General features: G+C 53.9%; 14 protein-coding genes. 7 read left to right on the forward strand and 7 right to left on the reverse strand.

The window, feature by feature from the left end; all coding sequences use genetic code 11:
• Positions 1-77 precede the first annotated feature (77 nt).
• The 4 genes from ACE3MN_RS04620 (at position 78) to ACE3MN_RS04635 (ending at position 4,928) form a co-directional block, all read left to right on the forward strand.
• Positions 78-779 (forward strand): molecular chaperone, encoded by a 702-nt coding sequence (locus ACE3MN_RS04620; RefSeq protein ID WP_004135011.1) that lies wholly within the window; start codon positions 78-80, stop codon positions 777-779.
• An 11-nt stretch (positions 780-790) separates the two neighbouring features.
• Positions 791-3,277, forward strand: a complete 2,487-nt coding sequence (locus ACE3MN_RS04625; protein ID WP_064343176.1) for a fimbria/pilus outer membrane usher protein — start codon at positions 791-793, stop codon at positions 3,275-3,277.
• Positions 3,268-4,263 carry a fimbrial protein gene (locus tag ACE3MN_RS04630; RefSeq protein WP_375364264.1) on the forward strand — a complete coding sequence of 332 codons (996 nt, stop codon included), beginning with the start codon at positions 3,268-3,270 and terminating at the stop codon, positions 4,261-4,263. The genes ACE3MN_RS04625 and ACE3MN_RS04630 overlap by 10 nt, the downstream gene beginning before the upstream one ends.
• Before the next feature lie 77 nt (positions 4,264-4,340).
• Positions 4,341-4,928, forward strand: coding sequence for a fimbrial protein (locus ACE3MN_RS04635; RefSeq protein WP_224231631.1), 588 nt, complete (start codon positions 4,341-4,343; stop codon positions 4,926-4,928).
• 57 nt (positions 4,929-4,985) lie between these two features.
• On the opposite strand, the gene ACE3MN_RS04640 is transcribed toward ACE3MN_RS04635, so the two are convergent.
• From ACE3MN_RS04640 to ACE3MN_RS04665, 6 genes are all read right to left on the reverse strand, one after another.
• Positions 4,986-5,702, reverse strand: coding sequence for an EAL domain-containing protein (locus ACE3MN_RS04640; RefSeq protein WP_098067211.1), 717 nt, complete (start codon positions 5,700-5,702; stop codon positions 4,986-4,988).
• A 137-nt stretch (positions 5,703-5,839) separates the two neighbouring features.
• Positions 5,840-6,424, reverse strand: coding sequence for a helix-turn-helix transcriptional regulator (locus tag ACE3MN_RS04645; protein ID WP_024358568.1), 585 nt, complete (start codon positions 6,422-6,424; stop codon positions 5,840-5,842).
• Between the two features lie 4 nt (positions 6,425-6,428).
• On the reverse strand, positions 6,429-7,130 hold the full coding sequence (locus ACE3MN_RS04650) for a flagellar brake protein (RefSeq protein ID WP_004135026.1): 702 nt from the start codon (positions 7,128-7,130) through the stop codon (positions 6,429-6,431).
• Between the two features lie 388 nt (positions 7,131-7,518).
• Positions 7,519-8,391, reverse strand: coding sequence for an aldo/keto reductase family oxidoreductase (locus ACE3MN_RS04655; RefSeq protein ID WP_024358566.1), 873 nt, complete (start codon positions 8,389-8,391; stop codon positions 7,519-7,521).
• Between the two features lie 116 nt (positions 8,392-8,507).
• The gene (locus ACE3MN_RS04660) at positions 8,508-9,737 is read right to left on the reverse strand and encodes an amino acid permease (protein WP_024358565.1); all 1,230 of its coding nucleotides are present in this window, start codon (positions 9,735-9,737) and stop codon (positions 8,508-8,510) included.
• Positions 9,738-9,847: 110 nt separating this feature from the next.
• A complete protein-coding gene (locus ACE3MN_RS04665) occupies positions 9,848-10,336 on the reverse strand; it encodes a multidrug/biocide efflux PACE transporter (protein ID WP_049085593.1) in 489 nt (162 codons plus the stop codon).
• 96 nt (positions 10,337-10,432) lie between these two features.
• Between ACE3MN_RS04665 and ACE3MN_RS04670 the strand changes: the two genes are divergently transcribed.
• From ACE3MN_RS04670 to ACE3MN_RS04680, 3 genes are all read left to right on the forward strand, one after another.
• Positions 10,433-11,305 (forward strand): LysR family transcriptional regulator, encoded by an 873-nt coding sequence (locus tag ACE3MN_RS04670; RefSeq protein WP_004135031.1) that lies wholly within the window; start codon positions 10,433-10,435, stop codon positions 11,303-11,305.
• Positions 11,306-11,435: 130 nt separating this feature from the next.
• The gene (locus ACE3MN_RS04675; RefSeq protein ID WP_004124670.1) at positions 11,436-12,611 is read left to right on the forward strand and encodes an acetyl-CoA C-acetyltransferase; all 1,176 of its coding nucleotides are present in this window, start codon (positions 11,436-11,438) and stop codon (positions 12,609-12,611) included.
• Positions 12,612-12,855: 244 nt separating this feature from the next.
• A complete protein-coding gene (locus tag ACE3MN_RS04680; RefSeq protein ID WP_024358563.1) occupies positions 12,856-13,551 on the forward strand; it encodes a porin in 696 nt (231 codons plus the stop codon).
• Between the two features lie 231 nt (positions 13,552-13,782).
• Here the strand turns inward: ACE3MN_RS04680 and ACE3MN_RS04685 are convergent, their stop codons facing one another.
• Entirely contained in the window at positions 13,783-14,958 is a 1,176-nt protein-coding gene (locus ACE3MN_RS04685; RefSeq protein WP_375364265.1) for an oligogalacturonate lyase family protein, read from the reverse strand.
• Positions 14,959-15,455 lie beyond the last annotated feature (497 nt).

A 15,455-nucleotide genomic window follows, 5' to 3' on the forward strand; every position in this document is an offset into this window, starting at 1 on the left:
GTCATTCAAATTATTCAGGGTATACAACAATAATAAAGCGGCCACTGCTGCCGCTTATTTTTTATTCTGAGGTCAGCATGAAGCGTATTGCCCTTTTTTTCTGTTTCATTTTTAGTTTTGCGGCCCACGCCAATAATATTATTGTCAACGGCACCCGCTTTATTTATCCAGGAAATGAAAAAGAAATAACGGTGCAGCTCTCTAACACCGCCGACCGTCCGGCGCTGGCGCAAGCCTGGCTGGACAACGGTAATGCCGACGCGACGCCGGATACCATTACCACGCCATTTATTATCACGCCGCCTATTTCCCGCGTAGATGCGAAAAGCGGTCAGACTCTGCGTATTAAACTCGGCAGCAGCGCGGGTCTCGCGAAAGATAAAGAGACGCTGTGGTGGCTGAACCTTCTGGAAATACCGCCGGTTGAGGCCAGCCAGAAGAATGAAGGGCAAAATATTCTGCAGCTGGCGATTCGTTCGCGCTTTAAGTTTATCTATCGTCCCAGCGGATTAGGCAATCGCGACGCCGCGGCAGAGAAATTAGCGCTCTCCGCTAACGGCAGCAGCCTGTCCGTCAGTAACCCGACGCCCTTTTATATCACCGTAAGCCGTATCTCCCGTAACGGCGGCAAAGCGCTCAACAGCAAAACGGTCATGTTTGCCCCACAGTCCAGCCAGACCATCGCCCTCTCTTCCGCAGTGAGCAAAGGCGAGATCCTGACCGTTAACAACATTAATGATTATGGCGCAGATGTCGCAGTGAAAGTTACCGTCAAATAAGGGAAACGATCATGAAGCAGAGGTCAATCTGCCCGGGAAGATTAAGCACGGCTATCGCGGTTGCGCTGTGCTGCTTTCCGCCATTTTCCAGCGGACAGGAAAACCCGGGAACGATCTATCAGTTTAACGATGGTTTTATCGTCGGCAGTCGCGAAAAGGTCGACCTGTCGCGTTTCTCGACCAGCGCGATTAGCGAAGGCGTCTACTCCCTTGATGTGTATACCAACGGCGAGTGGAAAGGGCGCTACGATCTGAAAATCACCGCCGGTAAAGATGGCAAAATGGGCATCTGCTACACCAAAGCGATGCTGATGCAATATGGGATCTCGCCGGAAAAGTTTAACCCGCAGCTCAGCGAAAAAGCGGGATTCTGCGGACGCCTGCAGGAGTGGCGCAACGAGGCCAACGTCAAAGACACGCTGATTCAGTCCTCCCTGAGACTGGATATTGCCGTACCGCAAATCTACGAAGATCAGCGCCTGAAAAACTTTGTCAGCCCGGAATTCTGGGATAAAGGCGTTGCGGCGCTGAATTTAGGCTGGATGGCCAACGCCTGGAACAGCCATATATCCTCGGCCAACGGCTCCGATAACAGCAGCGCGTATCTTGGCGTTAACGCGGGCCTGTCGTGGGACGGCTGGCTGCTCAAGCATATCGGTAACCTGAACTGGCAGCAGCAGCAGGGGAAAGCGCACTGGAATAGCAACCAGACCTATCTGCAGCGGCCGATTCCGCAGATTAACTCGATAGTCAGCGGCGGGCAGATTTTTACCAACGGCGAGTTCTTTGACACCATCGGCCTGCGCGGGGTTAACCTGGCGACCGATGACAATATGTTCCCCGACGGGATGCGCTCCTACGCCCCTGAAATTCGCGGCGTGGCGCAAAGCAACGCCCTGGTGACGGTGCGTCAGGGCAGCAATATTATCTATCAGACCACGGTGCCGCCGGGGCCGTTTACCCTGCAGGATGTCTATCCTTCCGGCTACGGTAGCGACCTTGAAGTGTCGGTTAAAGAGGCCGATGGCTCGGTCGAGGTATTCAGCGTGCCTTACGCCTCGGTGGCGCAGCTGCTGCGTCCGGGGATGACCCGCTATGCGCTCTCTGCCGGTAAAGTCGACGATAGTTCGCTGCGTAATAAACCGATGCTCTACCAGGGAACCTGGCAGCACGGTATCAATAACTTGTTCACCGGCTATACCGGCGTCACCGGATTTGATGACTATCAGGCGTTCCTGCTGGGGACCGGGATGAATACCGGCATCGGCGCGCTGTCATTCGACGTCACCCATTCGCGGCTGAAGAGCGATACCCTCGACGAGCACGGCCAGAGCTATCGCGCCACCTTTAACCGCATGTTTACCGAAACCCAGACCAGCATCGTGCTGGCGGCGTATCGCTACTCCACCAAAGGCTACTACAACCTGAACGACGCTCTGTACGCCGTCGATCAGGAGAAGAACTACAGCAGCAACTACACCGTATGGCGGCAGAAAAACGGGATGACGTTTACCGTCAACCAGAACCTGCCGGACGGCTGGGGCGGCTTTTACCTGAGCGGTCGGGTAGCGGATTACTGGAACCGTTCGGGGACGGAAAAGCAGTATCAGTTTAGTTACAACAACATGTACGGTCGGCTCTCGTGGTCGGTCAGCGCCCAGCGCGTCTATACCCCGGATAGTTCCGGCCACCGCCGCGACGATCGCGTTTCTCTCAACTTTAGCTACCCGCTGTGGTTCGGTGAAAACCGCACCGCTAACCTGACGTCGAATACCTCGTTTAATAATTCGCGTTTCGCCAGTTCGCAGATTGGCGTCAACGGTTCGCTGGATAGCGAAAACAACCTCAACTACGGCGTGTCGACGACCACCTCCACCGGCGGCCAGCACGATGTGGCGCTGAACGGCAGCTACCGTACCCCATGGACGACGCTGAACGGCAGCTATAGCCAGGGTGAAGGCTATCGCCAGAGCGGCGTGGGCGCCAGCGGGACGCTGATCGCGCATCAGCACGGCGTCGTATTCTCGCCGGAAAGCGGCACCACCATGGCGCTGATCGAAGCGAAAGACGCCGCGGGCGCGATGCTGCCTGGTTCGCCGGGGACCCGTATCGATAGCAACGGCTACGCCATTCTGCCGTATCTGCGGCCTTACCGGATTAACGCCGTTGAGATTGACCCGAAAGGCAGCAACGACGATGTCGCCTTCGGCAGTACCGTGGCGCAGGTTGTGCCGTGGGAAGGCAGCGTGGTCAAGGTCTCCTTCGATACTACGCTGCAGAACAACATCACTCTGCAGGCGCGCCAGGCAAACGGCCTGCCGCTACCGTTCGCCGCGACGATTTACAACCCGTCCGGGAAAGAGATCGGCGTGGTGGGGCAGGGCAGCATGATGTTTATCAGCGACGCCAGCGCGCCGAAGGCCACGGTTAAGTGGAGCGGCGGACAGTGCTCGGTGGAATTAAGTCAGGAAAAAACAAAGGAAACGCTATGTCGCTAATGAAAAAAATGACGCTTTTTATTGGCTTAATGGCGATGGGGACCACGTCGGCATGGGCGTACTGTACGCGCCTGTCGCAGCCGACGGTAAGCCTCGACATGGTAGTGGGCCGGGTGGTGGTTCCACCGGATCTGCCGGTAGGGTCGGTGATCGTTTCCCGCGACTGGACAATGTCGGCGCCGGGCGGGGCCAGCTATAGCTGTAGCAGCGGCACTAACCGCTTTGTGGCCAAAATCGTCGCCCCCGGGGCGACCGATCTGGGCAATAAAATTTATTCCACCAACGTGCCAGGTATCGGCCTGCGGTTTAGCCGCGGCGGGGCGACGGTCAATATCATCTATCCTGGCGCTTACTCGAGCTACGTTAGCAGGACCACGAATTATTCGCTGGAAGGCTCCCGCTTTACGCTGGAGGTGATTAAAACCGCGAGCGTGACCGGCAGCGGTACCCTGGCGGCAGGTAAGTACACCTCTTATGACTGGGAGAACGGCAATAACCCGATCCTCGAAACCCGCCTGAGCGCCAACGCCATCACCGTGGTATCGCCCTCATGTACCATCCTGAGCGGCAAAAATATGAACGTCGATGTCGGCACCATCAAGCGCAGCGATCTTAACGGCGTCGGCACCACCGCGGGCGGGAAGGATTTTAATATTGAGCTGCAGTGCAGCGGCGGGCTAAGCGAGTCGGGATACGCCAATATCCAGACCTCTTTCTCCGGTACGCTGGCGAGCGGCACTACGGTGAGCCGGGGCGCGCTGCTGAACGAAAAAGCCGGCTCCTCGCTGGCGAAAGGGATTGGTATTCAGGTTCTGAAGGATGGCGTACCGCTGGAGTTCAATAAGAAATACAGCGCCGGGACGCTGCGCACGCAAGAAACGCGCTATATCATCCTGCCTCTGCACGCGCGCTTCTATCAATATGCGCCGACCACCAGTACCGGTGAGGTGGAGTCGCATATGATCTTTAACCTGACGTACGATTAATTCGGGAGGCGGGTATGCGTGATTCAGCACAATTGAAAAATAGCAAACGACTCATTCAACTGGCCCTGATAAGCGGGATGCTGATTACCTCCCCGGCGTCGGCTTTTGAGACCAACTACGATCGGGGACGGGTGGATTTTGCCGGACGGGTTACCGATATCTCATGCAGCGTGGCCCTTAACGGCGGCAACAACGCCGGGAGCGGTAGCGTCTGGCTGGCGCCGGTCAGCCTGGCGGAAGTCCACGAACGGGGTGCCGGGGCATTTATGAAACCGCAGCCCTTCACGCTGGAGCTCTCGAACTGCCAGCTGCGACACGACGGCGGCGCGGCGGATAAAAACGCGATCCGCCTGGTTAACGTGCGCTGGGTTGACGGATTTACGGTCAATGCGGTCAGCAATGAAAATGCTGGTTATCTGAGGAATACGCGGGCGGACGGCGCCAGCCATATTTTCCTCGCGCTGTCGACTAATGACAATAATACGCTGGATAAAAGCAATAAAATTGTTCCCGCCGACCCCTTACAAAACCGGGTGCCGCTGGTAGAAAAAGCGGTGGATGGCGGCGTATTTACCTATTACATTGGCTACGTTACGCCAGCGCCGGAAAAAGCAACCAGCGGTCCGTTGACCAGCTGGGCGACCTGGGAACTTGTTTATAATTGAAGGGTTGATGGTCTTGCGCAAATGTTACAATAAATGCCGGAATCATCCGGCATTTATTTAAACGGTGAGATCTTCTTTGACCAGTTGTTCAATGCTGACTTCTTTCCAGTAGTGTCCCTGAATAGCAAACCACTCCATCCCCTGTAACCACGCCTTATGCGCTTCGCTTTCTACGCCTTCAATAATTACGTTATGGTGGTTGCGGGCAAGAAAGGTGACCAGCGCATCCATTAACGGTCGGCCGGAATCTTTTTGCATTAAAAGCCAGAAGAAGTCTTTATCGATTTTGACATAATCGAAATGATAGTCGCGAATGGCGCTAATACCGGCGTTGCCAGAACCGAAATCATCAAGCCAGAGCGTGGTGCTTTGCGGATTGCTCCAGGCGGCGAGCGCATTATTTAATAATTTATTGGAGTTCTCGGTAACTTCAAAATGGACGCAGCCGATATGGTTGACGAGCGCTTTAATCTCCGGGCGTAGCAATACGTTAAGTATATGGTCATCAACGTTGATAGTCGCCGAGATGCGATTTTGCTTAAACCACTGTTTATGTTTTTCAATGAGTGCCAGCTGTTCCATAAAAATGCTTTCACGTAATCCGGTATTGGCGTAGCGAAAGAAGTTTTCCGGCGATATGGACATGCGGTCAAAACGGCTCAGGCACTCCACGGCGACGAGCGTACCTTCTGGGGAAAACATTTTTTGAAAGACATAACGAACGGATATATCGCTACGTGATAAATTATGGTCGGAAAACAGAGTGGCGTTCATTATCTCTCGTCAAAAATATGGTCAGAGGTAAAGAGAGGAGGATATTATAGGTGACCTTTCTGCCGATGGGAATGATTATTAATGGCTTGTTGCCAATAAATTATCGGCTTTGATTGGTCACCCACATATTTTTAGTTTTAACACTGATACATATTGACTATGCTTTTGTTCATTATCCGCGAACTATTCATTCCTAGTTTTTTCATAATATGTACCTTATGGCTGTGGACCGTTTTATGATCGATGTCGAGAAGTACTGCAATCCTTTTATTGTTGTTGCAGGCAATTATTAACTCCAGCACCTGAAGCTCCCTGGCGGTTAGCTTTCTGCGGGTGCACAGACCCTGGCAGCCCTCGGCGGTTAAGGGCCTGCTGAGGATGGCTGAATACGCTGACAAAGAGGATTTTTCTGTGAGAATCAATAGGTTTTCCAGATCAAGCAGTTCCCGGAACAGGCTGGAAAGCTCGCTTTTGACTATCAGAACCAGCATGGCGCAATGCGCGAGGCGATTGCGCAAAGTGTTCAGTAAGGCAACCGTTGTGGCCGCTGAGATATCTTTATGGATGATATTGATAATAACGGTCGCTGTCGGGGGAGCGCAGACTCCTTTCACTATATCCTGAAAGTTCAGGGTCGTGATGTCCGTGGCGTGATCGATCAAGTAATCATGAACTGATTGTCCGATGATATTATCATCAGTGTAAAGCAATATACTGTCCAATGGTTCAGACTCTCTTTTTTCTCTTGGCTTCCATAATCAAGTCGAGCAGCACTTTCTCTATTCTCTTCTTGTTATCAAGATGACGAAATTTAAACTGGCAGGAAATTTGGTAGTAGCTATCCGACTCCTCGTTATCATCTAACGTCACCATGACAACGTTTTTTATAACTAAATCTACGGTCACTTCGCCATATTCAGCGAGGGCCAGAATGGCGTTCTTAAGGATGGCGTTATGGCTGAGGAATTTCAGATTGGGGCTCTTGGTCATCAGAGCACAACCGCCATCCGAAATGTCTTTGATTTCGAATAGATAGTTTTCTCCATTTTTATGTCGACCGTGACAGAAGAATTCGTGCTCGTGGCGCAAACGGAATCGGGGATCGCGCCGACGTTGTACCACCTGGATACATTCCGGCAAGGTGAAAGCGACCTTGCGGCATTTTCCTTCGCCGCCGGCGTAGCTTTTCTTTAGCGTGGAGCAAAACTCGATTTTTCCTGAATCGCTATGCAGAATAAATTTAACTTTATGCCCGGTGGGGATTTTGCTGGTAGTTAAGATATGAAACTCGGCAAAATCCACCCGCGCTAGCTGGGTTATAGTGCTTTTGTTATTAACAAAAACTTCTATCTCCGCCTGCTTTCGGAGCTCTTCCCTGAAAATAGCAATGATTTCATACTTACTGGTCTTTATCGTTCCCTCTGTCATGTGCAATCCTTGTAAATTGTTATTGTGTGTGGTTGATTTTTTATATAGCAATGCAAACATTCTGATTGTGTTAACCAGATGTTTTTATGAGCGTTTGATGTTGTTAGCTATCTTTGCAGCTAAATTGATTTGTATAATCTTTGAATGAGATATTGTTTTTCCTGTAATCAAGACTCCGAAAATTTTGGCGAGACAAAAACGACAGAAGCCTCCAATTAGGAGGCCAGTCGGAAAAGTATAAAGCTATGCTTTGCATAGGGTTATCCGCAAGAGAATAAAGCAGATAACGCCTAATTTGTAGGATGTATAGTGCCAGCGGCGTTAAGGTAATTCCAGGCAAATATTGAGATGAAGGCTTCTGCGAATATCCATCCGCAGAAGCCTGAAATCAGGCGTGGGGCTGGAGATTATCGAGGGTGGCCAGCGCTTCAGGCGGAAGCGTTAATTGCGCGGCGGCGAGATTTTCATGCAGATGCGCTAGCGAAGAGGTGCCCGGAATGAGCAGGATATTCGGCGAGCGCTGAAGCAACCATGCCAGCGCCACCTGCATCGGGGTCGCGTCCAGCGAAGCGGCGACATCGTTAAGCTCCCGGGCCTGTAGCGGCGTAAAGCCGCCGAGCGGGAAAAAGGGCACCCAGGCGATATGCTGCGCCGCCAGCTCGTCGATAAGCGGGTCATCCTGACGGTTCGCCACGTTGTATTGGTTCTGAACGCAGACGATGGGCGTCATTTTTTGCGCATCGCTCACCTGTCTGGCGGTAACGTTGCTTAGCCCGATATGGCGAATCAACCCGCGCTCTTTAAGCTCCAGCAGGGTGGATAAAGGCTCCTCCAGCGACCCTTCTGCCGGGCCGTGAGTGCCGAGCATACTGCGTAGATTCACCACCTCGAGCACGTCAAGGCCCAGATTGCGCAGATTATCTTCCACCGCCTGAGTGAGCTCCGCGGGAGACATCGCGGGGAGCCAGTTGCCTTTTTCATCGCGGCGAGCGCTGACTTTGGTCACGATGCACAGATTGTCGGCATAGGGATGCAGCGCCTGGCGAATGAGCTGATTCGTGACGTGCGGGCCATAAAAATCGGAGGTATCGATATGATTGACGCCCGACTCGACCGCTTCCTGCAGGACGCGGATAGCGGTTTGCGGATCTTTTGGCGGGCCGAAGACGCCGGGCCCCGCAAGCTGCATCGCCCCGTATCCCAGACGATAAACCTGACGATCGCCTAACGTTGCGGTACCGGATAATTTTACGCTGGACATATAAACCCCTGCTCTAATGGTATGCAAGGGATCAGTGTATGTCCGTCAGGGAGATTGGGGGGATGAGAATGTTGGCAGAACGTGCGGCGAGCAAGACACTCGCCGCAGAGAAAGGATCAGCTAAAAAACATCACCGATACGCAGAGCAAACCGACAACCAGGGTAATGAAGTTACCCACCGAGCGGTAGGGCTTCAGCGTCGGAATAAGGTACGTGGAGAGGGTCGGCATGATGAACAGGATCATCGCAATAAGCGGGCCGCTAATGGCGTAAATCATTGAAATGGCATTGGGATTGATAAAGCACACCACGAAGGTCAGCGTCGATACCAGCAGGATCGACATCGCCCGGTTGAACGCGCGGCTTTTACGAATACCCGCCTGGGCGAGCGAGGTTTTGACGATTTCGCTGGCCCCTTCAATCACGCCAAAATAGGTACCGAGGAACGATTTCGACATCGCCACCACCGCTACAATAATTCCGGTGACCGCCAGCCACGCCGGCGACCCCGGCATCATCGACAGGGCGGAAAGAATGGTGACCCCCTGATTGCGCGCGGTTTCGATATAGCCCGCCGGTATCGACAGCAGGCAGCTGAAGACGAAAAACAGCACGCTGGCGCAGATGAGGGTGTAGGCCACCTTCATGATTTTTTTGCATTTACCCATGGCCTGCTCGCCGTATTTTTCCTGCTGATCGATAGCAAAAGTCGAGATGATCGGCGTATGGCTAAAGGCGAAAACCATCACGGGAATGGAGATCCAGATTTGGTGGAACGTGTGCGGGGTCAGCTGCATCTGGCTGGTCAGGTAAGCCGGCTGCCAGCTACCCATTAAATAGATGGAGAGGAACAGGAAACAGGCGATCAGCGGGAAGACTAAAAAGCCCATCACCTTGATGGTGACGTGGCGGCCCATTAAAAAGATCAGATTCAGCACCAGCACGACGGCCAGGCTGAGCAGCGCCCGTACCTGCGAGGTGATGGGGACATGCCGGGATAGCTGCTCCGCGAGCGAGTTAGTAATGGCGACCGCGTAGATCAGCACGACCACGAAAAAGGCGAGGAAATAGAGACCGGTAATCAGGCTGCCGATCTTTTTACCGTAGTAGTGGTTAACGGCGCCGGTAATCCCCTCGCCCGGGGCGATGTTGGCGGAGAGAATAAACTGGCTCAGCGCTTTATGCGGCCAGTAGGTCAACGGCCAGGCGACCAGCGCGGTGATGAAAAGAACAATGGCGCCCGCGGATCCCAGTTGGATCGGCAAGAATAACGTGCCAGCGCCTACAGCAGTGCCATATAAGGCGAAACTCCAGAGAGTTTCTTCTTTAGACCAAATTTTAGACATTATGCGACTTTATCAACCAGAAAACGAACAAAAAGGAGTGCAATTTATCACATTTATGAATGGGCTGCGGCGATAGTTTCTGGCTAATAAGTGAAGCGGCGGGGCGCCCGTCAATCAATCGGGCGATCCGTGCAGGATGAGCGGCGGGCGGCGATTCGCTGCTGGCGAACCTTCATCACGCGCTCGCGCAGCGTATCCCACGCCCAGTTGAAGGCCATGGTGTAGGGCAGGAAGAACAGCATAAAGCCGATTTCCAGCATAAACGCCTGCATCAGCGAGACGCCCAGCACCAGCGCGACCATGGTGACGCCAATAAGAATAAAGCCTGACTCAAAGCCGATCGCGTGCAGCGCGCGGACCCGCAGGTTGCGGACGACACGGGAAACCGGCCACAGGCGGTCAAACAGGGCGTTATAGATAATGTTCCAGACCATCGCCAGCGTCGCGAGCAGGATACTGAGCCCGCCCATTTCGACCACCGAACGCTGCATTAGCCATGCGGCGGTCGGGGCGAGGATCAGCGTCGCCAGACCTTCAAAGCTGATAGCGTGAATGACCCGTTCCGTCAGCGTTTTGCGCTGGGCGTTGACTTGTTGCATGGCTTGTTGCCTCCGGACTTTATAAGAAATTACCCGGCATTTTATGGATAAATATGATAAACAAAAGATAGTATCCATCGATAAAGTAGATAGTTCATGCGCTATTCTCCCGAAGCTTTAACCGCTTTTGTCGAATCCGTGGCCTGCGGTTCGTTCTCTGGCGCGGCGCGGCGGCTGCGTAAAAGCCAGTCCACTATCAGCACCGCAATCGCCAACCTGGAAGCCGATCTTGGCGTGACGCTGTTCGATCGCACCTCCAGGCAACCGACGCTGACGCCGCAGGGCGAACAGGTGTTGAGCTATGTGAAGGCGATTCTGGCGGCCAGCGACAGGCTGGATGAACTGGCCATTTCGCTGTCTGGCAACACCGAAGCGCGCCTGACCTTTGTGCTCTCCGATACGCTGCATCCCGATGTGCTAGAAGATCTGCTGGCGCAGTTCGATCGCCGTTTTCCGCATACCGAATTTGAGTGCCTGATTGGCGAAGATGACGACGTTATCGACCTGCTGCAAAAGGAGCGGGCGCAGGTAGGGCTGATTGAGGCCAGGGAGAGCTACCCGACAGAAATAGGCAGCATCCGCCTGCCGATGCAAACCGAAATGGCTATTTTCGTGGCGCCCCGGCACCCGCTGGCGGCTCAGGGTAGAGTCACCCGTGACGAGCTGTTCAGCTGGCGCGAACTGCGCCTGAGCACCTATCTGGACAATTCGGCTGAACCGGCGCGCGGCCTGGTCTGGTCAGCGCCAAACTATCTGCTGCTGTTCAGCATGGCGGCTCAGGGGCTGGGATGGTGTATTTTGCCCAGCGCGCTGGTGGAGGAGTTTGCCGGCAGCGGAAGCCTGGTGGCGCTGGATATTGCCGGCTGGCCGCGGACGATCTCTACCGATTTGCTGTGGAATAAAAAAGCGCCGCCGGGCGAAGCCGGAAGCTGGCTGCGTCAGCATCTGCAGGGGCATGGGCGCAAATAGGGGCCATTTTTGCCATCGCCGACGATCTTTGTGATTCCCCTCACTTTTTTTAAACAATTGCGAAATTTTTTGATAACAATTCACTACTATGATGCTGTTTCTTTGCGCAGAGGCGGAGCAGAGGTAGAGGATGAAAGATGTCGTAATCGTCGGCGCGTTGCGAACGCCAATCGGCTGTTTTCAGGGCACGCTATCGCGTCATTCTGCGGTGGAGTTGGGCAGCGTGGTGGTAAAGGCGTTAGTGGAGCGCAGCGGCGTCGATCCGCAGAGTATTGATGAGGTGATCCTCGGCCAGGTTCTGACGGCAGGAACCGGACAGAATCCGGCGCGTCAGTCGGCGATACGCGGCGGGCTGCCTAATACCGTTTCTGCCATTACCATCAACGACGTCTGCGGTTCCGGGCTGAAAGCGCTGCACCTGGCGACTCAGGCGATTCAGTGCGGCGAAGCGGACGTGGTGATCGCCGGAGGGCAGGAGAATATGAGCCGCGCCCCGCATGTGCTGACCGATAGCCGGACCGGCGCGCAGCTGGGTAATAGCCAGCTTATCGACAGCCTGGTCCACGATGGCCTGTGGGATGCGTTTAATGACTACCATATGGGCGTGACGGCGGAGAACCTGGCGCGCGAGTACGGTATTAGCCGTGAATTGCAGGACGCGTGGGCGCTTAGCTCGCAGCACAAAGCGCGGCGGGCGATTGACTCCGGCCGTTTTCGCGATGAAATCGTTCCGGTGACCAGCGAACTCAACGGTATTCCGCGGCTGGTGGATACCGATGAGCAGCCGCGCGTCGACCCCAGCGCTGAAGCGCTGGCCAGCCTGCTGCCGACTTTTGACCAGCAGGGCTCGGTCACCGCGGGCAATGCCTCAAGCATTAACGATGGCGCGGCGGCGGTGATGATGATGAGCGAGACCAAAGCCGAGGCGCTGGGGCTGCCGATTCTGGCGCGGATCCGCGCCTTTGCCAGCGTGGGCGTCGATCCGGCGCTGATGGGCATCGCCCCGGTCCATGCTACCCGCCGCTGCCTTGAGCGCGCGGGCTGGAAGCTGGATGAAGTCGATCTTATCGAAGCCAACGAAGCCTTTGCCGCCCAGGCCATTTCGGTGGGTAGGGTGCTGGAATGGGACGAGCGGCGGGTGAACGTCAACGGCGGCGCCATTGCGCTGGGCCACCCGATCGGCGCTTCCGGCTGCCGGATCCTGGTTTCCCTGGTGCATGAGATGATCAAACGCGACGCCCGCAAAGGGCTGGCCACGCTGTGTATCGGCGGCGGCCAGGGCGTGGCGCTGGCGGTTGAACGTTAATAAGCCCTTTCTGATATCAGTTTAGTGAGCCTCCGCGCGGAGGCTTTTTTGTTTTTGTCGCCTGGCCTTTTTCCCTCACAAAATCCCTCCCTGGCGCGCTATTTTGTTGAGCGTTGTCACGTCTTTCTGTGCCACCTTTTTTGAAACAAATAATTACGATCGCGATCACTAAAACATTATTGCCTAAAAAATAAAATACGGTTTTATAAAAACGAAACGATATTTTAATTATGAGGGGTAATTTATGTTCGCAAGATCTCTGGCCCTTGCTGCACTCTGCGGCATGTCTTTCGCGGCTTCAGCTGTCACGGTAGATTTACGTCACGAATTCATCGATGGGGGGAAGTCGGACAAGAGCAACGCCGACCGCGTTTCCGTCTCCCATCGTTTTGATAACGGCTTTGGCTTCTCCGTTGAAGCGAAGTGGAAATCGGGTGGCGATAACGCCAGTCAGCCTTATTCGGATGTTGTCGGTAATGGTCATGAAGAGACCATTAGCTGGCGCTGGAAGGCGGATAAGAACTTCGCGGTAACGCCGGGATTTGTTATTGAAAGTAACGATAGCCGTTCAATCTATAAGCCTAATCTGCATGTGCAGTACAGTTTCGATAATGGTTTCTACGTTGCCGCCCGCTATCGTTATGAATACACGCGCTATCCGGCGAGTGCAGGAAAAGATGACGATAAGGTTAACCGTGGTGATGCCTGGGCCGGTTTTGTTTTAGGCGACTGGCGTACCGAGCTGAACTATGTTTATGCGCGTAGTTCGGAAGGGGTTAATCGTAACGACAATAAACCGTACTCGCAGGAGTACAACCTTAAGGTTGCCTATAAGCTGGATAAAAACTGGGCGCCGTACGGCGAGCTCGGCAACGTTGGCGTCAACGATCGCAGCGACCGCCAGACCCGTTTCCGCGTAGGTGTCGCCTACTCGTTCTAACTTAAAAAATATCCTCATCGTTTTCCCCCGGAGCGGTCAGCCGGGGTTTTCTGTTGGTATGAATCCCTCTTCCCGGAGGCGGCGCAATGCGCCTCTCCGGGCTACCCCCTATGCACGTCATGTAGCCCGGATAAGCGCAGCGCAATCCGGGGAAAACGGCGGGCACAAAAAAGCCCTCCAAAAGGAGGGCAAGGCCAGTTACAGAAACACTAACTCAAACAGTGGCTAACGCTATGCCTTCAGCATCTCAGGCTGTGACGGCAGCTTCGCGATATACACGGCAGGTTTACCGTCTTTATCGGAACTGAACAAAATGGCGCTATCGTCCGGCGTAAAGGACGGGTGCGGGTGGGTCACCTGGCGACTATTGGCTACCGTTGCCCAGGAGGTATCGTGATGCGCGACGCGGAAATAGGCCTGCTTCGCGACATCGAAAGCGTACAGATACGGGTCGTTATCAATGGTGTAGCCGCTGGTGTCTTTGACGTCCACCGGGGTACCGGAGCCATCGCCAACCAGCATCGTGCCGTCAAAATTACTCATCAGATGCGAACAGGCCGGCATCTGCATCACCGCTTCATTGACGCCGGTATCGGGGTTGAAGCTATAGATAGTTCGCCCCTGCTGGCCCTTCAGATAAGAGACGTACACCAGCGCGGAGCCGTTCGGGACCCAGAATTCGTGGGTGCAGCTTTCGCCCTCAGCATGCGCTTTGACTTTACGCACGTTGCTGCCGTCTTCATTCACCATCCACATCCGCGCATCGACCAGGTCGTGCGGGCCTTCATGGCAGAAGGCGACGGTATTGTCATCGAACGGACGATAGATCGGGTGGCCCAGCCATTTTTTCTCTTCGTGGATCACGCGGCTTTCGCCGGTTTGCAGATCGACGCGCAGCAGGCGGCAGCGGGGGCCTTTGTGGAAGAAATCGTGGAAAATCTGCCAGTCGTTAAGCGGCGTCCAGTCGCTTTTGGCAATCTCGATGCCGACCAGCTTGGTGCAATCGCTGTTGGCCACCCAGGTGCCGTAGCCAACCCAGTCATCGGCGACGCGATACACTTCGCGCTCTTGCAGCGTCGTGAGGTTAACTTCCAGCAGCGTCCTGTCGTTCTTCACGTAATAAAGGGATTTATCATCCGGGGAAAGGAAACCGCCAAACGTGTTATCACCGGCGCCTTCCGTTAGCTGCACCGCCTCGGCTTTTGCGAGGTCCAGCAGATAATAGTTCCAGTTGCCGTCGAACTCGCCGGCAAACAGCAAATGGCTGCCATCGTTAAAAAAACACTTCTGATAGAAATAGTTACGATGACAGGTCACTTCCGGTGGGGTTAAACGGGTGATCTCCGCGCCGGTGTCCGGATCGCGGCTGACTTCATAATTCAGTTTAACCCGCATGCCTTTAGCCATGATGTACTCCTTTGCCTTCCTGAGATGCCGCTCGCCTGCGTTGACCGGCCAGTGGAAGTAGAATTAAAAGATGGGTGTTAATTTATCAAAACATCGTTTCATTATTTGTGATGGCGGACGCAATTCGCAACAACTTCTTGCTGCAGATCGCGTTTTTTGCGCGACGTGCGGCACGCATCCCGGCGGTCTTTGATTTCTTGTCGATTTTCTTCAATCTATGGTCTTTTTTTAAAGTTAACTATAACTGACTGTATTTTAATGAATTAAATCAACATTTCCGGATTAATCCTCCGGCGCTTCGTGATCTGTTTTGCATTTTTAACATTTATCAGTCTTAAAATTGAAACGATGTTTTAATAATAATTGAAAATGACTTTAGCCGGGGCTAAGATGTGCTCACAGTAAAACGGAACTCTGTTTTATTTTTAGAAGGGTCAATCCCTGAGAGTTCTTCAAACCATAAGGGTCTGCACAAGCAGCAGGCTGGACTATCAGAA

Source organism: Klebsiella grimontii (assembly GCF_042137965.1).
In the GTDB taxonomy this organism is placed as follows: Bacteria; Pseudomonadota; Gammaproteobacteria; order Enterobacterales; family Enterobacteriaceae; genus Klebsiella; species Klebsiella grimontii.